The sequence below is a fragment of the Actinomadura fibrosa genome, from assembly GCF_900659615.1.
Taxonomy (GTDB): domain Bacteria; phylum Actinomycetota; class Actinomycetes; order Streptosporangiales; family Streptosporangiaceae; genus Spirillospora; species Spirillospora fibrosa.
In genome coordinates this window covers 40,783-62,748 of the sequence record NZ_CAACUY010000032.1, presented here as the reverse complement: position 1 = coordinate 62,748, position 21,966 = coordinate 40,783, and the positions used below count along the sequence as shown (strand labels likewise).

The following is a 21,966-nucleotide window of genomic DNA, read 5'->3' as shown; positions in this document are numbered from 1 at the left end:
CGGGCCGGCGCCGTGACCGCCGTGACCCCGCCGGCGCGCCCCGGGCACGTGGCGCCGCGGTCGAACCGGGCCGCGGCCACCGGACGGACGTCCGCTCTGCCGGGTTTTGACGCCGACGGCGTCCCGGATAACCTCTCGGACGGGACCGTGACCGGGCAACGGCGCGCGGCACGGCGGCGCCCGGCGCGGCGCCGCTCCAGGCTGGCCTACACGTCGGTCGCCGCGGGGCTGCTGCTCATCGGCGCCCTCGTCGTCGGTTCGCTCTGGGGGCTGGCGTTCGCCGGATCCGGCGGTGACCAGCGCGACCCGCCCCGGACACCGTCCACCAGCCCCGTGGGCGGCGACGTCGACGACGACCCCGCCGTCCCGTCCAGCAGACCGTCCGCACGCAAGGCCGGCAAGAGCCCGGCACCGGCTGCCACGCGGCGGCACCGGACGCACAGGAGCCGTCCGTCAACGCCGAAGCCCGGCAGCACGTCCCCTTCACTGAAGCCAAAGAGGAAATCGTCCCGGGCGACTCCCAGCGCCCCAGACCCGACACCGACACCGACGGCGAGCACCACGACTCCGTCAACTCCGAGCCCGGATCCCCCGCCCACGGAGGGCGGGGAGCTAGGTTCGGAGGACAAGGTGTAGACGTACGAGGGAAAGTGCACATATGAGTCAACCTCGGCTGCTCGGCGGCCGCTACGAGCTCGACACGGTGATCGGGCGGGGCGGCATGGCCGAGGTCTACCGTGCCCGGGACCTGCGCCTCGATCGCGTGGTCGCGATCAAGACGCTGCGCTCCGACCTGGCCCGCGACCCGACGTTCCAGGCCCGGTTCCGGCGCGAGGCCCAGTCGGCCGCCTCGCTGAACCACCCCTCGGTCATCGCCGTGTACGACACCGGCGAGGACATCATCGGCGACACTCCCATCCCGTACATCGTCATGGAGTACGTGGACGGCAGCACGCTGCGCGACCTGCTCAGGGAGAACCGCGCGCTGCTGCCGGACAAGGCGCTGGAGATCACCGACGGGATCCTGCGGGCGCTCGACTACAGCCACCGCGGCGGCATCGTGCACCGCGACATCAAGCCGGCCAACGTGATGCTGACCCGCAACCACGAGGTCAAGGTCATGGACTTCGGCATCGCCCGGGCCATGGCCGACTCCGCCGCCACGATGACGCAGACCGCCCAGGTGATCGGCACGGCCCAGTACCTGTCGCCGGAGCAGGCGCGCGGCGAGCGGGTCGACGCCCGCAGCGACATCTACTCGACCGGGTGCGTGCTGTACGAGCTGCTCACCGGCCGTCCGCCGTTCACCGGCGACTCCCCGGTCGCGATCGCCTACCAGCACGTCCGGGAGGAGCCCGTCCCGCCGTCCCAGGTGGACCCGGAGATCCCCCAGTGGGCCGACGCGATCGTGCTGAAGGCCATGGCCAAGGACCCGGCGCACCGCTACCAGAACGCGACGGAGTTCCGGCAGGAGATCCAGCGCGTCCTGCAGGGGCAGCCGGTCGCCTCGACGGCCGCGTCCACCATGCTCATGGGCGGGCAGCCGCAGGGCACCCAGGTGATGGGCGCCTACCAGGGCGGGCCGGCGCGCACGCAGGTGCACCGTCCGGCCGACGACGGCTACGGCCTGCCGCCCGTCCATTACGACGACGACATGCCCGAGCGCGGCGGGGCCGGCAAGAAGGCCGCGCTCTGGATCGCGCTCGGCGTGGTGGTCATCGGCGCGGCGGCGCTCATCGGCTTCATGATGTCGGGCAACGACGGCGGGAGCGACCAGGTCGCCGTCCCCGACTCGGTGCTCGACACCCCGCAGGACCAGGCGCGCCTCCAGCTGACGAACCTCGGGTTCAAGGTCGGCGAGACCAAGACCGACTACGACGACGAGATCAAGAGCGGCAACGTCATCACCACGGACCCGAAGCCCGGCACCAAGCTGGACAAGGGCGCCTCCGTGGCGATGGTCGTGTCCAAGGGCAAGAAGCCGCCCACGCTGATCACGGTGCCCGACGTCACCGGCAAGTCGTACGCGACGGCGAAGAGCCTCCTGGAGGGCAAGGGCTTCGAGGTCGAGAAGCGGGTCGAGCACAGCGACACCGTCCCGCGCCTCCAGGTCATCAGCACCGACCCGTCCGGCGGGGAGAAGCGGGCGCGGAACACGACCGTCACCGTGGTCGTGTCGGACGGGCCGAGCAACCTCAAGGTGCCGAACCTGTTCAACAACAGCCAGCGGGCCGCCTGCTCCAAGCTGGCCGGACTCGGCCTCAAGTGCAAGACGCAGCTCGGCGCGCCGCCGCCGGACAAGCAGGTCGCGCCCGGCTTCGTGTACGACCAGCAGCCGGGGGCGGACGCGACGGTCGCACCGGGCGACACGGTGATCATCTTCGTGGCGCAGAAGCAGACGCAGACGCCGACGCCGCCGAGCCAGTCGCCGACGACCGGGTTCCCCGGATTCCCGAACGGGCAGTGAGCCGGCGGCGACCGTAGCGGCTCGCGGCGCAAGGCCCCGGCCTCCGAGAGGAGACCGGGGCCTTCGTCGTTGTCCGGGGTCGCCCGCGGCCGCCCAGGGGGCCGGGCATGAGTGAGGGCCTCCGCCACTCGGGGGCAATGGCGGAAGCCCTCACTAGAGTCTTCGATCCGCGCTGCCGGGACGTTACGGATTTCAACGGAAATTTTCCGAACGGACCCGATTCAGCCGGGCGGCGCGGTGGACGGCCCGCCCGACGGCGCGCCGGTCCGGCCCCCGTCCACGACCCCGTGGTCGAACTGGACCTTCGGCTCCAGCCAGGGGAACACGAGGTACCAGAGCACGACGGCGGCCACGAGGACGAGCACGGCCGCGAGGGCGATCTTGGTCGGCCGGCTTCCCGGCAGCAGGCGCCAGATGAGGGCGTACACGGAGGGCCTCCTACTTTCCGGACGCGGCGGGACGGCGGTGGACCTCGGCGGTCAGCTTCCCGAAGATGATCATTCGCTGGGCGGCGGAGTACTTCGGATGGCAGGTGGTGAGCGTGATCAGCTTGTCGGTCGGCCGCCGCTTCGGATGGAACGGGACGGGCGCCGTCACCTCCACGGCCGACGGCTTCACGATCCTCCGGTCGGTGACCGTGTAGACGAACTGCTCGTCGCGGGTGTCGATGAGGATCTTGTCACCGGACTCCAGCTCGCCCAGCCGGTTGAACGGCGCCGAGTACGTCGTCCGATGCCCGGAGACGACGAAGTTCCCGACCTGGCCCGGCAGCGCGCTGCCCGGATAGTGGCCGGGGCCCTTGCGTAGGTCGGACCGCCCGACGCCCTCGATGACCACGAAGTGGTACTTGGCGCCGAACCGCGGGATGCGGATCATCGCGAGGCCCTCGCCGAGGTTCACCTTCTCGGTGGTCACCCTGCCCTGCCACGTCTTCTCCAGCTCGCGGCCCAGCCGGTCCTGCTGCGACCGGGTGTACTGGCCCGTCCCCCAGAGCTCGTAGGTGACGAACAGCATCAGGATGAGCCCGGCGGTTATGCACAGCTCGCCGAAAGTCCGGATGACCGTTCGCACCGAGCGTCCCTCCCTCGTGGTGAAGCTGCCGTGTGGTGAAGCCGCCGTGTGGTGACCGGCTGCCCTGTGGTGGACGGCCCTGCCGCCGGGCCGTCAGCCGCCTGCGCGTCAACCGCCTGGGGTCGGCCGCCCCGTCCCGTCCGGCGGTGCCGCGCCGTCCCGCGGCACCGTCGCGTGGATCATCGGCACGTTCCCCGTGTAGGCGGGCAGCGTGGCGCGTTCCAACGTCCGGACCCCGTACCCGAGCCCGTACGCGCGGACGTACTTCCGGTACGTCGCGATCTCGGGGGAGGCGTCGAGCGCCGCCCTGAGCCGCTCCGGGTCCCCGGCGGCGGTGATCCGGAACGGAGGCGAGTACACCACGCCCTGGAGGATCAGGGTATTGCCCACGCACCGCACCGCGCTGGTCGAGATCACGCGCTGGTCCATGATCTGCATCGCCCGCGCCCCGCCGGCCCACAGCGCGTTCACGACCGCCTGGACGTCGCCCTGGTGGACGACGAGATCGTCGGGCCGGACGCCGTGCGGCAGGTCGCCGGACCCGGGCAGCGGGGCGTCGTCCAGCGACACGCGGACGGCGCGCCCGGTCACGGCGGTGAAACCGGCCGGGCCGGCGAGCCCCGCGGCCTCGCGCCGGGCCTGCTCGACGCGCTGATCGTGCCGCCCGGCGTCGCGGGACAGCTCGTCCACCTCGCGGCGCAGCTCCCGGTACTCGGCGCGTTCGCGGTGGCCGCGGCGCTGCTCGGCGGTGATCAGCTCGGTGATCCGGGTGCGGCCCTCGTCGCGCAGGCTCGTGCCGCGGGCCGTGCTCGCGCTCGCCGCGAACAAGGTGCCCGCGAGAAGCGTGATAGCTGGGATGATGCTTCCCCACGCCGGACGCCGTACGCTGCTCACCAGCGACTACGCTAACCGACAAAACACCCATGCGCGGACCGGCGCTCCGGCCGCCGGACGCCCGAGGAGAACGATCCCACCGTGGCCAAGTCCAAAGTGCGCAAGAAGGCCGTCTACACGCCCCCGCAGAAGTCGAAGGCGCCCGAGGTCAGCCCGCGCTGGCTGGTGCCGACGATGGTCGGGCTGTGGCTGATCGGCCTGATCTGGATCGCGGTCTTCTACGTGACGGCCAGCACCGGCACCGACGTGCCGTACATGAGCGACCTGCACAACTGGAACCTGGGGATCGGCTTCGCCGCCATCATCCTCGGCGTGGTGCTCTCCACCCGCTGGCGCTGACGCGCCCCGGTTCCCCGGAGTTATCCACAGACTGGGGATCTCCCGCGCCACTTTTCCCCAGGTTTTCCACAGGTGCGAGCCGGGATCGGCCGTGCGGCCCGGTACAGGCCGTGACCCGTACCGGGCCCGCGTCCTGGCCCCGCCAAGGCCGCACAGACCGGCTCAGGGCCGCCCGAGCGGCTTCGCGCTGCCCGCCTTCTGAGCGCGGCGCTAGATGGACGGGCTCAGCTCCGCCGTCTTCACCAGGACCAGCGTCGCGAGCAGTGCCAGCATGGCCACCGAGGCGCCGATGTGGACGAGCCTGCGGTGCGCGGCCGGCGCGTACGCGAACCCCACGGCGAGCGCCGCGCCGACCACGAGGCCGCCGACATGCCCCTCCCAGGAGATGTCCGGCACCGAGAACGTGATCACCAGGTTGATGACCAGCAGGAACACGATCGGGCCGACCTGCCCGCCCAGCCTGCGGCCGATCACGAAGTACGCCCCGAACAGGCCGAAGATGGCCCCGGACGCGCCGACCGCCGAGTTCCCCGGGTCGACCAGGTACAGCAGCACCGACCCGCCCAGCCCGGACAGCAGGTACAGCGCGAGGAAGCGCCACCGCCCGAGCACCTGCTCCAGCGCGGGGCCGAGCGCCCACAGCGCCCACATGTTGAACAGGATGTGGGTGATCCCGAAGCTTCCCCCGCGCTGGTGCAGGAACATCGAGGTGAACAGGCGGTACCACTCGCCCTCGGCGACGCCGATCACGTCCCCGCTGCGCAGCGCCGCCTGGCCGACCATCATGTAGTCGGTGATGACCTGCCAGGACGACAGCTCCGCGAGGTAGGCCAGCACGCACAGGCCGATCAGCGAGTACGTCACCGCCGGCACCGCCGACGCCGGCCCGCGCGCCCCCAGGGGCGTCACGGGCCGGGCGCGCCGGACTCCCCGGTTCCCCTCGGCCACGCACTCCACGCACTGGTGCCCGACGGCCGCGTCCCGCATGCAGTCGGCGCAGATGTAGCGGTCGCACCGCGTGCAGCGGACGTAGGTCTCCCGTCCCGGATGCCGGTAGCAGGTCGGCACCGAGGTCTCGGGCGCTGGACTCGGGTCTGTGCTCATCTGGGGGCTCCGTCGGGGCCGGGGCGGGTTCTTGCCCGTGGGAAGGTTCTCCTCCCAGTTAAACGGCTAACGCCGCTCGATCGTCACCGACTGGATCACGACGTCCTCGCGCGGGCGGTCCATCGCGCCCGTCTCGACCGCGCTGATCCGGTCCACCACGTCGGTGCCCTCGATGACCTTGCCGAAGATGGTGTGCCGGCCGGTCAGGTGCTGCGTCGCGCCGACGTTCGTGGTGATGAAGAACTGCGAGCCGTTGGTGCCGGGCCCGGCGTTGGCCATGGCCAGCAGGTAGGGCTTGTTGAACCGCAGGTCCGGGTGGAACTCGTCCTTGAACTGGTAGCCGGGGCCGCCGGTGCCGGTGCCGAGCGGGTCACCGCCCTGGATCATGAAGTTCGGGATGACCCGGTGGAAGATGGTGCCGTTGTACAGCGGCGCGTCGGTCTTCTGGCCCGTGTTGGGGTCGTGCCAGGTCCGGTTGCCCTCCGCCAGGTCGACGAAGTTCGCCACGGTCTCGGGCGCCTGCTCCGGATAGAGCTGGATCACGATCTTGCCGAGCGACGTGTTCAGCGTCGCGAAGATCTCGTTGGCCATGCTGGCCCCCTCCTCAGGAGAACGGGTGTTCGGCTGGTCCCGGACGAGCACCTGACCCTCACGCTCGGTGACCGCGCGACCCCGGAACAGGGTTTACCCCGCGGACTTGGGGAAGGGTGCAGAACAGGACCTCGCAAACAGGGAGGTTAGCGTGTCCCTAATGATCAGTATCCGCCGGAAGCCGCGCGAAGAAGTCCTGACGCGGCTCGGCCGCGCCCAGGAGGCGGCCCGCCACGGCGCCGAAGCGTGCCGGCGGCAGGCCTCCACGGCGACGGAGCGGATCCGGCCGGTCGCGCAACGGCGCGTCCGGGACGCCCGCGGCTGGGGTGCGCCCCGGCTCCGGCGGGCGGCGCGGTACGTGGAGAGCGGGCTCGCCCCGAAGGTGAGCACGTTCCTGAGCGACGTCGCCCATCGGGTCGAACCGTCGAAGCCCGCACGGGCGCGGCGCGCTCCGATGATGGCGATGGTCGGATCGGTGGCGGCGCTCGGCCTCGCCGGCGTCGTGCTGACGCGGCGCGGCGCCGCGCGCGACCTGGCCGGCGGGCCGGAGCGGGACGAGGCGGCCACGTCCGCCGACTCGATGACCGTGTCCGGCTCCGGCGAGCAGGCGCGCTCCCCACGCTGACGCACCGAACGGAGGGCCCGGCCGAGGCCGGGCCCTCCGCCGTGCCTGCCGTACCGGGTGGTGCTACCACCCGGTACGGTGAACGCCATGTCGCCGCGACCCCACCCCCTCCGGCACCTGCTGGCCGTCCGGGCCAAGGAACGGGCACGCCAGGGCGTGCACACGGCCGTGCACCGGGCCTGGGAGTGGATCCAGCGCCACGGCGAGATCACGCCGCACACGCCGGGCCGCCGGAAGTTCGCCCACCTGGGCGAGGGCGCCTGCATCGGCTTCCCCGTGGGCGCGATCTACGGCGAGCCGTGGATCTCGATCGGCGACCACACGCTCGTCGGGACGCACGTCACCATCTCCGCCGGGTTCGTCCCCGGCCTCGACCTCGGCCCGGACGTGATCGTCAAGATCGGCGCGAGCTGCTCGCTCGGCCGCGGCACGCACATCGTCGGCCACCAGTCCATCGAGATCGGCGACGACGTCTTCACCGGTCCGAACGTCTACATCACCGACCAGAACCACACCTACGGCGACCTCGACACGCCGATCGGGCGGCAGTGGCCGGAGAACAACCCGGTCGTGATCGGGGACGGCTGCTGGATCGGCACCGGCGCGATCATCCTGCCCGGCACCCGGCTCGGCCGGAACGTCGCGGTCGCGGGCGGCGCCGTCGTCCGCGGGGAGTTCCCCGACCATTCGGTCATCGGCGGCGTGCCCGCGAAGATCCTGCGCAGCCACGACGAGGAGAACGGCTGGCAGCCGCCGCTGCGCAGCAGCCCGCTCATGTCCCTGGACGAGCTGGCCGCCCTGTCCGTGGACGGCCTGGAAGGGCTCCAGATCCTCCAGGACAAGCTCCGCGAGGACAAACTCCGCGAGGGCGAGGACAAACTCCGCGAGGAAGCCGGCTAACGCGTCCCGAACGCGCGGGAGCCCCCGTCCCGGATCACCGGGACGGGGGCTCCTCACATCGCGCGTCAGTTGTAGCGGGCCGCCCTGCGGTCGCCGCCCTCGCGGCGCTGGCCGCCGCCTCCGTACGAGCCGCCGCGGCGGTTGCCGTGCTGGCCGCCGCCCGTCCGGGGGCCGCCGCCGCGCCGGTCGCCGCCCGCATACGACCCGCGGTGCTCGCCGTAGCCGCCCTCGCGCCGGTCGCGGTACCCGCCGTCACCGCGGCCCTCGGAGTAGCCGCGGCCCTCCGAGTAGCCGCCTTCGCGGCGCTGGCCGCCGTCCTGGCCGCGGTCGAACGAGCGCGGACCGCGCCCGCCGCCGTTGAACCCGCGGCCGCCGCCGCGGCGCCCGCCCTGCCGTCCCCGGCCGCCTTCGCCGCGGCGCGGGCGCTCGGGGATGATCGGCCCCTCGATCGGGATGCCGGACGGGGTCCGGGCGCCGGTCAGCTTGATCAGCTCGGCGTCCCCGGTGGCCACCTTGACGCGGGGCGCGTTGATGCCGGCCCGGCGCGTCATGGCGGACGTGGAGCGCACCTGGTGCGGCAGCACGAGCGTGACGACGGTGCCGCGCTCGCCGGCGCGCGCCGTCCGCCCGGCGCGGTGCATGTAGTCCTTGTGGTCGGCCGGCGGGTCGACGTGCATGACGAGGCTGACGTCGTCGACGTGGATGCCGCGCGCGGCGACGTCCGTGGCGACCAGCACGCTGATCGAGCCCTCGCGGAACTCGGCGAGCGTGCGGGTGCGCAGCCCCTGGCTCTTGCCGCCGTGCAGGCCCGCCGCGCGCACGCCGACGTCGACGAGCTGCTGGGCCAGCCGGTCGACGCCGTGCTTGGTGCGGGCGAACAGGATCGTCCGGCCCTCGCGGTTGGCGATCTCCGCGGTGATGGCGCTCTTCTCCCTCGGCGCCACCAGGAGGAGGTGGTGCTCCATCGTGTCGACGGACTCGTCCACCGGGCCGATGGCGTGCGTCACCGGGTCGTCCAGGTACCGCTTCACCAGGACGTCGACGTCCTTGTCCAGGGTCGCGGAGAACAGCAGCCGCTGCCCGCCGGGCTTCGCCTGGTCGAGGATGTCGGTGACGTCGGGCAGGAAGCCCATGTCGGCCATGTGGTCGGCCTCGTCCAGCACCGCGATCTCGATGTCGGACAGGTCGCAGGCGCCCTGCCGCATGAGGTCCTTGAGGCGGCCGGGCGTGGCGACCAGGATCTCGACGCCGCGGCGCAGCGCGTCGATCTGCTTGAACATCGAGGTCTGCCCGATGACGGTCTTGAAGTGCAGCCCGAGGCCGCGGCCGAGCGGCTCCAGGTTGGTCTGGACCTGCTGGGCGAGCTCGCGGGTCGGCACGAGGATCAGCGCCAGCGGGCGCTTCGGCGCGGCCTTGCGGCCGGCGAGGCGGGCGAGCAGCGGCAGGCCGAAGGCCAGGGTCTTGCCGGAGCCGGTCTTGCCGCGGCCGAGGACGTCGCGGCCCTCCATGATGTCGGGGATCGCGGCGGCCTGGATCGGGAACGGCGCCTCGATGCCCTGGCGGGCCAGGGCGGACACCAGCGCCGGCGGGAGGCCGAGCTCGGCGAAGGTGGGAACCCGCTCCTCGCCCACGGTGGCGGGCATGTCGGCGGTCGGGTTCTGAGCAGCAGCAGCTGTGGTCACGCAGTACCTTCCGAGAGGGGGGCACGTCTCGGGAGGCACCACGATGAGGATCGGTGGGCTGCAAGGACGAGCCTGGCGCCATTGGGGCGCCGAAGAGTGATTTGTTCAGTCTAACGTCGTCGGGGTACCTCCTTATGCCCCGTCCCGGGCGGATCACTCGGCATCCGCCTCCCCGGCCGTCTCCCCGCCCCCTCCTATGACCGTCGAAACGGCGGGTCAGCAGGCACAGGACACGCCGCCGACCGGTGCCGTCAGGGGGTCGGGGGAGCGCCGCGCGACGGCGCCGTCGCCCGTCTCGACCGGGAGGCCCTCCCGCGCCCAGTACTCGAAGCCGCCGATCATCTCCTTGACCCGGCGGCCGAGCCGCGCGAACTCCAGCGCCGCCCTCGTCGCGCCGTTGCAGCCCGGCCCCCAGCAGTAGACGACCACCGTCGCGCCGGGCGGGACCAGGTCCGCGGCGCGCTCGGCGATCTCGGCGGTGGGCAGATGGACGGCGCCCGCCACATGGCCCTGTGCCCAGCTCTCGGCGCTCCTGGAGTCGACGACCACGACACCGCCCGCACCGGACGCCAGGTGCTCGGCGACATCGGACACGTCCGTCTCGAACGCGAGCCGGGACGCGAAATGCCGGACCGCCTCGTCCGGGGCGGCGGCCGGGACGGATGTGACGGGGGACACGGAAGTCATGGTCTGCTCCTTCTGGCCATGCGGACACCACGATGTTCCGGCCTGGCCAGACCGGAGCGACAGTGGCAGGAACGCCGTCCACCATTAAGATCGCGCCATGCAGGTCGCTCCCCCGGGCCGCCGCCACACCGTCTCCGTGGTGGCCTTCGACGGCATGGCGCCGTTCGAGCTCGGCTCCGTCGTCGAGGTGTTCGGGCTGCCGCGCCCCGACCTCGACGTCCCCTGGTACGACCTGCGCGTCTGCTCCCTCGAACGCGGCCCGATGCGCGCCGTCGGCGGCTTCACCCTGACCGCCGAGCACGACCTCCGCGCGTTCGCGTCCGCCGACACCGTGATGGTCGTCGCCGTCCCGGACGTGCGCGGCGAGCCGCCGGCCGAGGTCGTCGCCGCGCTCCGCGAGGCCCACGCCCGCGGCGCCCGGATCGCGTCCATCTGCTCGGGGGCGTTCGCGCTCGCCGCCGCCGGCCTGCTGGACGGGCGCGCGGCCACCACGCACTGGCAGCACGCGGACCTGCTGCGGCGGCGCTACCCCCGCGTCCGCGTGACCCCGGACGTCCTGTACGTGGACGGCGACGACGTGCTCACCGGCGCCGGAAGCGCCGCGGGGCTCGACATGTGCCTGCACCTCGTCCGCAAGGACCACGGCGCCCGGATCGCCAACGCCGTGGCCCGGCGCCTCGTCGTCCCGCCGCACCGCGAGGGCGGCCAGGCCCAGTTCGTCGAGGCCGCCGTGGGCACCGGCACCGGCGGGGACGACGCGATCGCGCGCAGCATGGCCTGGGCGCTCGCCCACCTCACCGAGCCGATCAGCGTGGCGCGCCTGGCGCGGGAGGCGTGCCTCGCGCCCCGCACGTTCATCCGCCACTTCAAGCGGCAGACCGGCACGAGCCCGCTCCGCTGGGTCGTCGCCCAGCGGATCATGGCGTCGCTGCCGCTGCTGGAGGACGGCACGATGCCGGTCGAGGAGATCGGCGCGGCCGTCGGCTTCGAGAACCCGGGCACCTTCCGGCACCACTTCGGCCGCGCGATGCGGACCTCACCGTCCGCCTACCGGCGGACGTTCCGCTCCACCGCCTCCTGACGCCCGGCGGAACGGCGAGAGGATCACCGGAGAGGAGCCGGTTCGGGCGGTGGCGCCCGGGGTAGCCAACGGGCGGGAGGTGCGGGTATGGCGCTACCGACGGCCCGGCCGGTTCGACCGCCGCGGCACTGGCTCCGCGTGCTGTGGACCGGGCTGGTCCTCTGGACCGCGACGGTGCTGGTCACCGTCATCACCGCCAACGCGAACCTGCTGCCGACGATCGTGCTGCTCGGCAGCTTCCTCGTCCCCGTGACGTTCGTCGTGTGGGCGTACGAGCACGGCAGGGCGGGCGAGGTCACCGTCCCGCTGCTGTTCAACGCGTTCGTGGTCGGCGGCGTCCTCGGCGTCCTCGGCGCCTCGCTGCTGGAGCGCTACTTCCTGGCCCCGTCGATGTGGATGTACTTCGGCGTCGGCCTCATCGAGGAGCTGGTCAAGCTCCTCGCGCTCGCGTTCGTCGCCCGGCGGCTCCAGGTGCGGACGCTGCGCGACGGACTCGTCCTCGGCGCCGCCGTCGGCTTCGGGTTCGCCGCGCTGGAGTCCGCGGGCTACGCCTTCAACGCGATGTTCACCGTCCACGGCATCAGCGTCCGCTCGCTGCTGGAGACGGAGATCCTGCGCGGCCTGCTCACGCCGCTCGGCCACGGCCTGTGGACGGCGATCACCGGCGGCGCGCTCTTCGCCGCGTCCCGGGCGCGGTGGCGCGTCACGGGCGGGGTCGTCCTCACCTACCTCAGCGTGTCCGTGCTCCACGGGCTCTGGGACTCCATGCACACGATCGCCATCGCCGCCACCCTCTACCTGACCGGGACGGCCTGGCAGTACCGCCTCCTCGAACTCGGCTACCTCCCCCGCGCCACCGACGCCCAGGACCACCTGATCACCCTGCTGAACTGGGCCGGTCTCCTCGTCATCTCCACGATCGCGCTGCTGTGGATGCGCTCCATGGCCGAACGCTCGCGTTACGGCCCCCGACAGCCCTACACCGGCCCGTAACCGTGGACTTCGAGCCCTACCGCGGCGAACTGGTGGCGTACTGCTACCGGATGCTGGGCTCGTTCCACGAGGCCGAGGACCTCGTCCAGGAAACGATGCTGCGCGCCTGGAAGGCCCGCGACCGGTACGACGCCACGCGCGCGTCCGTCCGGACCTGGCTGTACCGGATCGCCACCAACGCGTGCCTGACCGCGCTGGACGGGCGCGCGCGGCGTCCGCTGCCCTCCGGACTGGGCGCGCCGAGCACCGACCCCGAGGCGCCCCTCGTCCCCGCACTCGACGTCCCCTGGCTGCAACCGTTCCCCGACGCGCGCTTCGACGTCGCCACCGACGTGCGGCTCGCGCTGGTCGCGGCGATGCAGGTCCTCCCTCCGCGGCAGCGCGCGGTGCTCGTCCTGCGCGAAGTCCTCCAGTTCAGCGCCACCGAGGTCGCGGCCCACCTGGAGACCACAGTCCCGGCCGTGAACAGCGCCCTCCAACGCGCCCGCGCCGCCCTCGCTCAGGTGGACGACGCAAGCCAGGTCGCCGAACCGGACGATCCCGAGGTGCGCGCGGTGGTCGGCCGGTACGTCCAGGCGTTCGAGGCCGCCGACGTCCCCGCGCTGGTACGGCTGCTCACCGACGACGCCGTCCTGGAGATGCCGCCGGTCCCGCTCTGGTACCGGGGCAGCGGCGACTACGGCCTGTTCCTGCGCCGCGTGTTCGCGCTGCGCGGAACCGGCTGGACCATGACGCCGCTCACCGCCAACCGGCAGCCCGCCCTCGCCGCCTACGCACCGGACCCCGGCGGCGGCCACCGGCTGCACACGATCCAGGTCCTGACGATCACCGGCGGCCGGGTGGCGCACAACGTCGTGTTCGCCGACCCCGACGTCTTCACGGCCTTCGACCTGCCCGAACGGATTCCCTCGAGATAATCCCGCGAGAAGCGATGAGCCGCGCCGATGCCGCCGGTATGTACCGGCGAACATCGACCGGAAGGAACCATCGTGAGCGTCATCGTCATCCAGTTCGTCACCCTCGACGGCATCGTGTCCGACCCGGACGGCTCAGCGGGCTCACCGAACGGCGGCTGGGCGTTCCGGCACGGCCCCGAAGCGGTCACCGGGGACAAGTTCCAGCTCGGCGGCACCCTGGACAACGGAGTCATGCTGCTGGGACGCCGGACATGGGACCTGTTCTCCCGCCTGTGGCCAGGCCGCGACGACCCGTTCTCCGCACGGATGAACGCGGTCCCCAAACTGGTCGTCTCCCGCACGCTCACCGACACCTCGGCGTGGTCGAACTCCCGGCTCACCGACGGCGGCCCCGCCGAAACGGTCAAGCGGGAGCACCGCGATGTGATCATCGCCGGCAGCCTCAGCGTGGTACGCGCGCTGATGGCCGAGGACCTCGTCGACGAGTACCGGCTCCTGACCTTCCCCACCGTCACCGGAACCGGCGAGCGCCTCTTCCCCGCCAGCGCTCCGCCCACGCACCTGGAGTGCCTCTCAGCCGAACTGGTCGGCGCCGCCGTCCTGACCAGATACGCCAGGTAACGCCTCGCCGGCCCGGTTCCGCGCTGGACGGCCCCGAGGACCGGCCAGCGCGGACGGACCGCTCAAGCGGTGACCGGATACAGCTTCGCGACACCTCCCGCCAGATCGGCCTGGGCCCGCTGCGCGTCCTGGTCGGCGAGGATCTCCAGGGACCCCCGCTCAAGAGCGTCGAGCGCCAGCGCCGCGATCACGGCCGGGTCGCTCTTGGGGGCATCGACGAACGCGACCATGTCGGTGTCCAGGTAGCCGACGTGCAACCCGGTGACCTGCGTGCCCTGCGCCGCGAGTTCGAGCCTCAAGGCGTTGGTCAGCGACCACTGCGCCGCCTTCGCGGCGGCGTACCCGCTATAGCCGGGAAAGGTCAGCCACGACAGCACCGACAGGACGTTGAGGATCGCGCCGCCCCCGCCGGCTGCGAGCCGCGGTGCGAACGCCCGGCTCACCGCCAGCGTGCCGAAGTAGTGGGTCTCCATCTCCAGCCGGATGTCGTCCAGCGACCCGTCCGACACCGACGCCCCGGTGTAGGAACCCGCATTGTTGATCAGCAGCGACACCTCCGGGACGGCGTTCGCCGCCGCGAGCACCGACTCCGCGTCCGTCACGTCGATCCTCACCGGGATCACGCCCGGCACGTCCAGCGAGGCCACATTGCGGACACCGCCGTAGACGGTCGCCCCTCGCGCCACGAGCTGCTCGGCGAATCGACGCCCCAGCCCCCGGTTGGCGCCCGTGACGAACGCCGTACCGCCCTCTATCTTCATCGCTTCCCCTTCGGAATGAGCAGGTCACGACCGTCTCAGCCGGAACCCCGCCCGGACGACACAGCATTCGTACGGTCAGGCGGCCGGACAGTCGTGATACGCCTCCACCTGCCACCGCCCGGCGGACCGCCGCAGCACCCACGTGACCATCGACCAGGTCTCCGGCTGCTCCTCATCGGCGCGCGCCGTCCCGCTCCGGGTGATCGCGATGACCGTGTCGTCGTCCAGATGGCGGGTGCTCTGCACCTCGTGGACCCGCCGCGTCCCCTTCAGCGGCCCGGCGAAGGCGTCCGCCATGGCCGCCCGGATGTTCTCCCTGCCACGCAGGTGAAACCCGGGCAGGGTCGCCGTCGCGTCCTCGCTGTAAGCGGCGGCGAACTCGTCCACGTCACCGGCCCGCCACGCCTCCGAGACCCCGTCGAACACCGCGCGCACGTCTTGCTGCATCCCGTCCTCCTCGAATAAGTGGAACCCACCTATTCGTCGCGGGACGGACCGCGTTTCGGACACTCACCCCCGCAAAGTCTGCAACCGCCGCGCCAACTCGGCGCGCTCGACCTCGTTGCCGGTGATCTCCAGGGCCCGCCGGTACGCGCCCTCCGCGCCGTCCACATCACCGGCGCGCCTGAGCAACTCGGCATGCGCCGCGTGAAGCGGCTGGTAACGCTCCAGAACCGGCTCATCGAGCAACGGCGCGAGCAGCGCCAACCCCGCGCCCGGCCCGTCCGCGAACCCGACGGCGACCGCCCGGTTCACCTCCACGACCGGCGCCGGGCTGATCTCCCCCAGCGTCCCGTACAACCGCGCGATCAGCGTCCAGTCGGGCTCCGGCGCCGCCATGTGCAGCGCCGCGATCGCCGCCTGGAGCCGATACTCGCCGGGCCCCTTCGCACGCGCGAGCGCCGCCAGCCCCTCACGGATCTCGTCGCGGTCCCAAAGCGAACGGTCCTGCTCGTGCAGGGCGACGTAGTGCCCATCCGCGTCCACCCTCGCCGGACGCCGCGCATCATGCAAGAGCATCAGCGCCAACAGCCCCCACACCTCCGTCTCACCCGGCAGGAGCTCGGCGAGCAACCGGCCCAGCCGGACGGCCTCACCGCACAGCTCCCCCCGGACAAGCCGATCCCCCTCCGCCGCCGAGTACCCCTCATTGAAGATCAGGTAAACGACGCGCAGCACGCCCCGGAGCCGCTCCGGCAGCTCGTCCCGCCCCGGCACCCGGTACCCGACGCCCGCCTCGGCGATCCTCCTCTTCGCCCGGACGATCCGCTTGCCCATCGTCGGCTCCGCGACCAGGAACGCCCGCGCGATCTCCGCCGTCGTCAGCCCGCCCACCATGCGCAGCGTCAACGCCACCCGCGCCGGCATCGCCAGCGCCGGATGGCAGCACGTGAAGATCAACCGCAGCCGGTCGTCGTCCACGGCCCCGGCGTCCGGCCGCCCGTCCTCCAGCCGCATCAACCGCGCGAGCCGCTCCGCCCGCTCGGCGATGGACCGATCCCTCCGCAGCCGATCGATCGCCCGCCGCCGCGCCGCCACCGTGATCCAGGCCCCGGCCCGATCCGGCACCCCGTCCCGCCGCCACGCCTCGACCGCCGCCGCGAACGCGTCCTGGAGCGCGTCTTCCGCCAACTGCACATCGCCCACCTGCCGGATCAGCGTGGCCAGGACCGCCAGCCGCTCGTCCCGGAAGACACGCGCGACCACCGCGTCCGGCGACTCGGTCAACCGCGTCCACCCCACCCCGCCACGACCGGACGCACCTCGACCGCCCCGTACCGCGCCAACGGCAACCGGGCCGCATGCCGCAACGCCTCGTCCAGATCCGCGCAGTCGAGCACGTAGTAACCCGCCAGGAACTCCTTCGTCGTAGCGAACGGCCCGTCCGTCGCCTCGGCCGCCCCACCACGCACCCGCACAGTGGTAGCCGCCTCCGGAGACTCCAACGCCGCGTTATCCACAAGCACCCCCGCCTCCTGGAGACTCTTCGTCACCTCAACCCAGAGCGGCATCTCCTCCCACCTGTCGCGTTCCCCGTCCTCGGCGTAGAGCAGCAACACGTACTCGGCCACAACGCACCTCCAGTCGGCACTCCTACCAACACGTCGCAGCACCCCCCACCATTTGGACCACAGTCAGGCCGCGCCGTCGTCATGCCACTGCACTCCCGGCCAACAGCCGGTCGTAGCCAAGAAGTGAGCGAGTATCGGCATGACCTCACGAGTCTCGACCGTGTCGCGGTCGGCGTACTCGTCCAACTGCCCATTGGCGAGCAGGTAGTACCCGACCTGCTCCGATGACGCAGCCGGGTCAACGGCATGCCAGCCAGCGTCACCGGATTCCGCGAGACGAAGGACCATCGCCCGTCCGGAATCACCGAGCACGATCCCAAGGACCGGCCCATCGGCATGCTCCACCCACAACTCGCCCTGACCACGGCTGATCGCCTGCTCCATAACGCTGACAATCTCGGCGTCACTCGGGTCATGGACAACGACGTTGCCGTTATGCAGAGTCCACACGTCGACTCCTCCGCTGCGTGGCCCGGAATGCTGTCAGCGGCTGAGGACTGGCGCCTGCCGATCGATCTCACGGCAGAGAACGGTGATCATGTCATCGAAGACGCCGGCGCCGTGCTTCTGGATGAGAACGCCGTAGAGACCCTTGCGGCTGGCCTCTCTGACCATCCAACTGAGTGTGCGGTGATCAACCTGCTGACCAGCGGTGAACTTGTCGTAAGCATCACGCGCGACCCTCATCAACTTCGGAAAGGCGGCAGACTCCGCCAGAATCATGCGAGTCGCGATGGTGAGATTCATGCGAGGAGCCTAGGCCAGCCGCTGCGTCCTGCCTCCCATCCGGCTCTACAGTGCGGGCATGAGCGATGGAAAACCGGCTCCCGACCAGCGCTACCAGGAGTTACAGCGTCTTGGCGAGCAAGAACGTCTGACGGCAAAAGAGCTGCATGACCTCCGGGAGGCGATCGCACGTCTCGTCAAGGAGCTCCTGCCGCACCACGCCCCCAAGAACCGCATCAACGACGTCGTCAAAGCGAGCGGCTACAGCCGACCCCTGATCGAAGCGCTACGCGGCGGCAAGGACATCTGGACACACCCCTAACCCCGACCTCAAGCCGCCAACCCCCACCAACCACGCCCGGAGGTTGCTATGCGAATGGCACCGATACGGTGCAGGCAGGGGATGAACGAGTTCGACGATGAGTCCGGGATGCAGGGTCGCCCCCGGTCAGCGGACCTCTTCAAACTCGCGGAAGACTCCGACTTCCCTGGAGAGCGGGACGCCTTCCGCCCCTATCCGGCTTTCGAGCGGGTGCGGCCGATTCATCGAGGCTGCACGCGATGCACCGCCGGGCCGCCGGCCGGAAGGAGGGTGGGGTCACGGGATTCTGCCTGCTCCGAGACGTATCCGGGAGCGGTTCCATACCCACCCTCCCTGAGCCGCGGACCCTGACGGGTACTCAGACCGGTCTCCAACACACGCAGACTACTCTCCGGAGGGCGCTCTGGATCCTGGCTGTGCACGTATGGTGCCGACCATGGACCTGGAGGCGATCCGGCGAGCATGAGTGGTCGTGCCGTGGGAGGATCTGGCGCATGCTGCTCAAACGAAAGGGCTATGCCGCGTAGGCGCCCTGCTCGGCTTCGCGCCGAACGGCTTCCCTATGGCTGGATGAGGCGTACCGGTCCGGAGCGAGACGTCTTGGTTGTCCCCGGCCTTTCGCCGCATGGCCGGGTGGTCGTCGCCCGCTTGGAGCATTCACGGTTCTGGCCGGGGGCCGCTGCTGAGGCGCTGACCGCCTGGGAGTGGTTCCTGCGTGATCCGTATCATCGCCTGTTCGATCCGCAGACAGGCTGCGGGATCATGCGGTGCTGCCCGGATCCTGTGGAGCTCCGCCAGATCTTCGAGGCCGTTGCGCACGCGCTCCCTTGGCGTGATGCGCGGGAGTTCAGACGGCGCCTTGCCCTGCTCGATGCTCAATGGTGAGCGCCACGGCGCGTATCCCGTGACCGCCGTCAGCCGAGCTGCTGGGCCCGGCCGGCGGCTTTCGCGCGCCCGCCTTCGGCCCGCCGGGGTGGGGCCGGCGCCCACGCCGCACGCCGGCCCCGGCGTCGCCGGGCAGGCGGTGCGGTGCCACGAAGCGCCGCCGCCCATTGAAATGGACAGTGGTGATCTGGTGGTGGGGCCGACGGAATCGCGGGCTGGCGCTCGTACCGTGTCGCTTCCGGCGGCGACTCTTTCGGCGATTACTTCCGGCGCGCGTCACGGGGGGCGGACGCGGTCACTCGTAGTACCAGACCTCCTCGGTCCACGGCTCCTCAGTCATGAGAGGGAGGCACCTACGGGCTACCTGTCTCGTTTCCTCCCAGAGCGGCAGAGTCATGATCGCGTCATCGGTCCAGGCGCGGCGGTCGGCGCTGAGGCGGTCCAAGAGGGCGTCGAGTTCATCAAGCTGTGACCGCAGCTCGGGTGAGATCCAACCGACCTGCTCGCACATCCAGGATGCCGGGTAGCCCGGATCCCACTCGAAGCATTCGCCTACGTCGGGGTCTTTGATCTGCTCGGCGCCTTCCAGTCCGAGTTTGATCACGCTTCTGCGCAACATGGACCAGATCCCTGGTGCCCGCGCTCGAACCATCCGCTGGGTGTCGTCGGGGGGCTCGCTCATGTGGCGATTCTCGCGCGGGGTGACCTCCGCGCCGCTGGCTTTGCTCCCCACCATCCTCCCCCCCCCGCCCCGATAAAAGCCGCACTTGGCGGCGGGGACGAGGAGGACGGCGAGGAGGACGGCGGTCTCGGTGGCGTGCTCGTCCCGGTGGCCTGATTGCACGAACGCCCCCGTCCATGATCTGGGCGGGGGCGTTTTGGCTGGTGGAGCCTAGGGGATTCGAACCCCTGACACCCGGCTTGCAAAGCCGGTGCTCTACCAACTGAGCTAAGGCCCCTGGGTCTACCTGCGGTGACGCTGGTTCGGTGCGACCGGCACCGATCGTACACCGTTGGTCGGGTGCTGGCCTTCGGGCCGAGTGCTCCGGGGCAGGCGAGGGCTAGTTGTGGTCGGCGGTGGCCGGGGTGTTGTGCGGGGTCGGGGTGGGGAGCAGGAGGTCGGGGAGGCCGGCGACGCTGGGCAGGACGTGGGTGGCGCCCGCCGCGTGGAGGGCGGTGCTGTCGTGCGCGCCGGTGAGGACGCCCGCGACGATGGACGCGCCGGAGCGGCGGCCCGTCAGCATGTCGTTCGCGGTGTCGCCGCAGACCGCGATGTGCCGGACGTCGTCGGCGCCGAGGCGGAGCGCCGCCATGAGGACGAGGTCGGGCCAGGGGCGGCCGCGGCCGTCCTCGGGGCAGAGGGTGAGGTCGACGCGGTCCCACCAGCCGAGCGTGTCGAGGATCCGGGCCTGCGTGCGGCGGCCGAAGCCGGTGAGCAGGCAGACGCGGATCCCGGCGCCGCGGAGGCGTTCGAGCGCGCCGTCGGCGCCGGGGACGGGACGCAGGCCGCGGCGGTCGACGAGCTGGTCGTAGGACCGCTCGAAGGCCAGGTGCGCGACCTGGGCGCGGGGCTCGTCGAAGAGCGAGCGGAAGATGCCGAGCTTCGAGCCGCCGCGGGACTCGTGGAAGCGCGCCATGGCACGCCTGTGGGCCGCCGTGCCGGGGACGACGCCGAGGACGGCGATCGCCTCCGCGAAGGCGGTCTCGACGGTGTCACCGTCGGCGACAGTGGTCCCGGCGAGATCGAGGCAGGCGATGGTGATCGGCTCTGCTTCGCTCACGCCGGGCCCTCCCTCGACGTCGGACGTGCGCTAGCGCCGCCGTCTCAGTTGTCGGACGAGGTGGCCTCGGTCCACAGGTCGAGCTCGGCGCGGTCCTGCTGGAGACGGCGCCAGACGGCGAAGCCGCCGAGAGCGACAACGGCGAGAACGAGAAGCTTCTTCACGGTGGGGACCCCTTCACCTCGGTTATGAAGCCAAACCCGGGACGTGATCGGATCAGTGTCGACTCCCCCAGGTTCTCCGCAGCCTAGCAATCGTTCGCGGGCGATCAGCACCTGCGGGTGTTATCGGACCGGATGTCCAACGATGGGGTGCCGCGGCTCTGCCGTTCCGGGCATCTCGCCGGATCGGGCCGGGCGCCGGATAATCCGGGGAACGACCCTCGGGAGTGCCGATGCCAGAGGACGACTTCGGGCTCTGGGAGCGCGAGCTCGATCCCGGACCGCAGGACGACGGCACGTCCAGCGGGCTGGGGATGGTGGTGGTCGCCGGCCTGACGGCGTCCGGCTGCACCGCGATGATCGCCCTCGGGGAGGTGCCGCTGGGCGCGGCGGGGCTGGTGGTGTCCTCGATCATCCTGCTGCTGTGGCGCGTGGGCATGTGATCGGCCATCATCGGCGCCATGGATCTGCGCGGAGCGAACGTGCTGGTGACCGGTGCGACGGGCGGGATCGGGCAGGCGCTGGCGACGGCGCTCGCCGGACGGGGCGCGTCGGTGGTGCTGACGGGGCGGCGCGCGGCGGTGCTGGAGCCGCTGGCGGAACGCCTCGGCGGCCGGGCCATCGCGGCGGATCTGGCGGACCGGGCCGCGGTCGAGGGCCTGCTGGACGAGGCGGGCGACGTGGACGTGCTGGTCGCGAACGCGGCGCTGCCCGCGTCCGGGCTGCTGTCGGAGTACTCGGTCGAGGAGATCGACCGGGCGCTGGACGTGAACCTGCGGGCGCCGATCGTGATGGCGAAGATCGCGGGGGAGCGGATGGCCGATCGTGGCCGCGGGCATCTGGCCTTCATCTCGTCGCTGTCGGGGAAGACGGCGTCCGGCCAGGCGTCCCTGTACAACGCGACGAAGTTCGGCATGCGGGGGTTCGCGCTGGCATTGCGGGAGGACATGCGGCCGCACGGGGTCGGCGTGTCGACGGTGTTCCCGGGCTTCATCCGGGACGCGGGGATGTTCGCCGACGCGGGCGTCACGCTGCCGCGGGGCGTGGGGACGCGCTCGCCGCGGGACGTCGCGAGGGCCACGGTCCGGGCGATCGAGAGGAACGTCGCCGAGGTGGACGTGGCGCCGCTCGGCCTGCGTCTCGGGGCGGTCCTCGGCGGTGCCGTGCCCGCGCTGGCGGCGGCCGTGCAGCGGCGGGCGGGCGGGCCGCGGATCTCGGCGGGGCTGGCGGCCGGGCAGCGCGACAAGCGTTGACATGCCGGATGTGCCGGAGATAATCCCGGCACA

Annotated in this window: 28 protein-coding genes and 1 tRNA gene; 12 read left to right on the top strand and 17 right to left on the bottom strand. The window is 71.6% G+C overall.

Going from position 1 to position 21,966, the window contains the following annotated elements:
- The first annotated feature begins 658 nt into the window (after positions 1–658).
- Positions 659–2,467: a Stk1 family PASTA domain-containing Ser/Thr kinase gene (gene pknB, locus E1300_RS14480; protein WP_131757507.1), complete on the top strand. Its 1,809-nt coding sequence runs from the start codon at positions 659–661 to the stop codon at positions 2,465–2,467.
- Between the two features lie 221 nt (positions 2,468–2,688).
- On the opposite strand, the gene E1300_RS14475 is transcribed toward pknB, so the two are convergent.
- From E1300_RS14475 to E1300_RS14465, 3 genes are all read right to left on the bottom strand, one after another.
- Entirely contained in the window at positions 2,689–2,895 is a 207-nt protein-coding gene (locus E1300_RS14475; RefSeq protein WP_131757506.1) for a hypothetical protein, read from the bottom strand.
- A 10-nt stretch (positions 2,896–2,905) separates the two neighbouring features.
- Positions 2,906–3,538 (bottom strand): class E sortase, encoded by a 633-nt coding sequence (locus tag E1300_RS14470; protein WP_131757505.1) that lies wholly within the window; start codon positions 3,536–3,538, stop codon positions 2,906–2,908.
- Positions 3,539–3,646: 108 nt separating this feature from the next.
- Positions 3,647–4,432, bottom strand: a complete 786-nt coding sequence (locus E1300_RS14465; RefSeq protein WP_131757504.1) for a DUF881 domain-containing protein — start codon at positions 4,430–4,432, stop codon at positions 3,647–3,649.
- A gap of 81 nt (positions 4,433–4,513) precedes the next feature.
- Here E1300_RS14465 and E1300_RS14460 point away from each other — a divergent pair, with 81 nt between their 5' ends.
- The gene (locus E1300_RS14460) at positions 4,514–4,771 is read left to right on the top strand and encodes a cell division protein CrgA (RefSeq protein WP_131757503.1); all 258 of its coding nucleotides are present in this window, start codon (positions 4,514–4,516) and stop codon (positions 4,769–4,771) included.
- A gap of 210 nt (positions 4,772–4,981) precedes the next feature.
- Here the strand turns inward: E1300_RS14460 and E1300_RS14455 are convergent, their stop codons facing one another.
- Positions 4,982–5,875, bottom strand: coding sequence for a rhomboid family intramembrane serine protease (locus E1300_RS14455; protein ID WP_131757502.1), 894 nt, complete (start codon positions 5,873–5,875; stop codon positions 4,982–4,984).
- Between the two features lie 66 nt (positions 5,876–5,941).
- On the bottom strand, positions 5,942–6,466 hold the full coding sequence (locus tag E1300_RS14450) for a peptidylprolyl isomerase (RefSeq protein ID WP_131757501.1): 525 nt from the start codon (positions 6,464–6,466) through the stop codon (positions 5,942–5,944).
- A 160-nt stretch (positions 6,467–6,626) separates the two neighbouring features.
- Here E1300_RS14450 and E1300_RS14445 point away from each other — a divergent pair, with 160 nt between their 5' ends.
- Positions 6,627–7,091 carry a hypothetical protein gene (locus tag E1300_RS14445; RefSeq protein WP_131757500.1) on the top strand — a complete coding sequence of 155 codons (465 nt, stop codon included), beginning with the start codon at positions 6,627–6,629 and terminating at the stop codon, positions 7,089–7,091.
- 87 nt (positions 7,092–7,178) lie between these two features.
- A complete protein-coding gene (locus tag E1300_RS14440; protein ID WP_131757499.1) occupies positions 7,179–7,991 on the top strand; it encodes an acyltransferase in 813 nt (270 codons plus the stop codon).
- A gap of 65 nt (positions 7,992–8,056) precedes the next feature.
- Here the strand turns inward: E1300_RS14440 and E1300_RS14435 are convergent, their stop codons facing one another.
- Complete coding sequence (locus tag E1300_RS14435; RefSeq protein WP_131757514.1) at positions 8,057–9,634, bottom strand: DEAD/DEAH box helicase; 1,578 nt, start codon at positions 9,632–9,634, stop codon at positions 8,057–8,059.
- Positions 9,635–9,889: 255 nt separating this feature from the next.
- Positions 9,890–10,360 (bottom strand): rhodanese-like domain-containing protein, encoded by a 471-nt coding sequence (locus E1300_RS14430; RefSeq protein ID WP_131757498.1) that lies wholly within the window; start codon positions 10,358–10,360, stop codon positions 9,890–9,892.
- Positions 10,361–10,457: 97 nt separating this feature from the next.
- Between E1300_RS14430 and E1300_RS14425 the strand changes: the two genes are divergently transcribed.
- From E1300_RS14425 to E1300_RS14410, 4 genes are all read left to right on the top strand, one after another.
- Positions 10,458–11,441, top strand: a complete 984-nt coding sequence (locus tag E1300_RS14425; protein ID WP_131757497.1) for a helix-turn-helix domain-containing protein — start codon at positions 10,458–10,460, stop codon at positions 11,439–11,441.
- An 87-nt stretch (positions 11,442–11,528) separates the two neighbouring features.
- Positions 11,529–12,434, top strand: a complete 906-nt coding sequence (locus E1300_RS14420) for a PrsW family intramembrane metalloprotease (RefSeq protein WP_131757496.1) — start codon at positions 11,529–11,531, stop codon at positions 12,432–12,434.
- 2 nt (positions 12,435–12,436) lie between these two features.
- Positions 12,437–13,351 carry a sigma-70 family RNA polymerase sigma factor gene (locus E1300_RS14415; RefSeq protein ID WP_131757495.1) on the top strand — a complete coding sequence of 305 codons (915 nt, stop codon included), beginning with the start codon at positions 12,437–12,439 and terminating at the stop codon, positions 13,349–13,351.
- A gap of 72 nt (positions 13,352–13,423) precedes the next feature.
- Positions 13,424–13,972 (top strand): dihydrofolate reductase family protein, encoded by a 549-nt coding sequence (locus E1300_RS14410; protein WP_131757494.1) that lies wholly within the window; start codon positions 13,424–13,426, stop codon positions 13,970–13,972.
- Between the two features lie 62 nt (positions 13,973–14,034).
- Here E1300_RS14410 and E1300_RS14405 read toward each other — a convergent pair whose 3' ends face one another.
- From E1300_RS14405 to E1300_RS14380, 6 genes are all read right to left on the bottom strand, one after another.
- Positions 14,035–14,733 (bottom strand): SDR family oxidoreductase, encoded by a 699-nt coding sequence (locus tag E1300_RS14405; RefSeq protein ID WP_131757493.1) that lies wholly within the window; start codon positions 14,731–14,733, stop codon positions 14,035–14,037.
- Positions 14,734–14,808: 75 nt separating this feature from the next.
- Complete coding sequence (locus tag E1300_RS14400; RefSeq protein WP_131757492.1) at positions 14,809–15,180, bottom strand: SgcJ/EcaC family oxidoreductase; 372 nt, start codon at positions 15,178–15,180, stop codon at positions 14,809–14,811.
- A 63-nt stretch (positions 15,181–15,243) separates the two neighbouring features.
- On the bottom strand, positions 15,244–16,461 hold the full coding sequence (locus tag E1300_RS14395; protein ID WP_207399721.1) for an RNA polymerase sigma factor: 1,218 nt from the start codon (positions 16,459–16,461) through the stop codon (positions 15,244–15,246).
- Positions 16,458–16,805: a YciI family protein gene (locus E1300_RS14390; protein ID WP_131757491.1), complete on the bottom strand. Its 348-nt coding sequence runs from the start codon at positions 16,803–16,805 to the stop codon at positions 16,458–16,460. Before E1300_RS14390 ends, E1300_RS14395 begins: the two co-directional genes overlap by 4 nt.
- A gap of 63 nt (positions 16,806–16,868) precedes the next feature.
- Positions 16,869–17,255, bottom strand: coding sequence for a hypothetical protein (locus E1300_RS14385; RefSeq protein WP_131757490.1), 387 nt, complete (start codon positions 17,253–17,255; stop codon positions 16,869–16,871).
- Positions 17,256–17,288: 33 nt separating this feature from the next.
- Complete coding sequence (locus E1300_RS14380; RefSeq protein ID WP_131757489.1) at positions 17,289–17,552, bottom strand: hypothetical protein; 264 nt, start codon at positions 17,550–17,552, stop codon at positions 17,289–17,291.
- 58 nt (positions 17,553–17,610) lie between these two features.
- On the opposite strand from E1300_RS14380, the gene E1300_RS14375 reads away from it, so the two are divergent.
- Positions 17,611–17,853: a hypothetical protein gene (locus E1300_RS14375; protein WP_131757488.1), complete on the top strand. Its 243-nt coding sequence runs from the start codon at positions 17,611–17,613 to the stop codon at positions 17,851–17,853.
- A gap of 633 nt (positions 17,854–18,486) precedes the next feature.
- Entirely contained in the window at positions 18,487–18,738 is a 252-nt protein-coding gene (locus E1300_RS14370) for a hypothetical protein (protein ID WP_131757487.1), read from the top strand.
- A gap of 295 nt (positions 18,739–19,033) precedes the next feature.
- Here the strand turns inward: E1300_RS14370 and E1300_RS14365 are convergent, their stop codons facing one another.
- The 4 genes from E1300_RS14365 to E1300_RS52445 all read right to left on the bottom strand — a co-directional run bounded on the left by E1300_RS14365 (position 19,034) and on the right by E1300_RS52445 (position 20,683).
- Positions 19,034–19,420: a hypothetical protein gene (locus tag E1300_RS14365; RefSeq protein WP_131757486.1), complete on the bottom strand. Its 387-nt coding sequence runs from the start codon at positions 19,418–19,420 to the stop codon at positions 19,034–19,036.
- A gap of 201 nt (positions 19,421–19,621) precedes the next feature.
- Positions 19,622–19,697, bottom strand: a tRNA-Ala gene (locus E1300_RS14360).
- 102 nt (positions 19,698–19,799) lie between these two features.
- Complete coding sequence (locus E1300_RS14355; protein WP_207399720.1) at positions 19,800–20,519, bottom strand: HAD family hydrolase; 720 nt, start codon at positions 20,517–20,519, stop codon at positions 19,800–19,802.
- A gap of 44 nt (positions 20,520–20,563) precedes the next feature.
- On the bottom strand, positions 20,564–20,683 hold the full coding sequence (locus E1300_RS52445; RefSeq protein ID WP_240489804.1) for a DLW-39 family protein: 120 nt from the start codon (positions 20,681–20,683) through the stop codon (positions 20,564–20,566).
- 230 nt (positions 20,684–20,913) lie between these two features.
- Here E1300_RS52445 and E1300_RS14350 point away from each other — a divergent pair, with 230 nt between their 5' ends.
- Together E1300_RS14350 and E1300_RS14345 are read left to right on the top strand one after the other, a co-directional pair.
- Positions 20,914–21,123: a hypothetical protein gene (locus E1300_RS14350; RefSeq protein WP_131757485.1), complete on the top strand. Its 210-nt coding sequence runs from the start codon at positions 20,914–20,916 to the stop codon at positions 21,121–21,123.
- Between the two features lie 18 nt (positions 21,124–21,141).
- A complete protein-coding gene (locus tag E1300_RS14345) occupies positions 21,142–21,933 on the top strand; it encodes an SDR family NAD(P)-dependent oxidoreductase (RefSeq protein ID WP_131757484.1) in 792 nt (263 codons plus the stop codon).
- Positions 21,934–21,966: the final 33 nt, after the last annotated feature.